Raw genomic sequence first — 224 nt, 5'->3', positions numbered from 1 at the left:
ATTGAACACGGTCAGCGATCAGAGCGAGGCCAATGCCGCGAAACTCGACGGCGCACTGATGTATGACCGGAACGCCGACGGCAGCGTCAACCTCGCCAGTGTCTCACTCGGCGGCAGCGCGGCAAGCGGCGGCACCATCATTCACAACGTGGCTGCAGGCATCGCGAATACGGATGCGGTCAACGTCGCCCAATTGAACATGGTCAGCGATCAGAACACAGCCA

1 protein-coding gene is annotated in these 224 nt (G+C 60.7%); it reads left to right on the top strand.

Annotated features, from left to right (window positions below):
• A partial coding sequence (locus CIC12_RS07005; protein ID WP_168663443.1) for a hypothetical protein occupies positions 1-224 on the top strand: 224 nt, incomplete at both ends.

The sequence above is a fragment of the Paraburkholderia sp. SG-MS1 genome, from assembly GCF_012275575.1.
Classification (GTDB): Bacteria; Pseudomonadota; Gammaproteobacteria; order Burkholderiales; family Burkholderiaceae; genus Paraburkholderia.
Note: the sequence above shows the minus strand (reverse complement) of the source record. Positions and strands in the feature narration are given on the sequence as shown.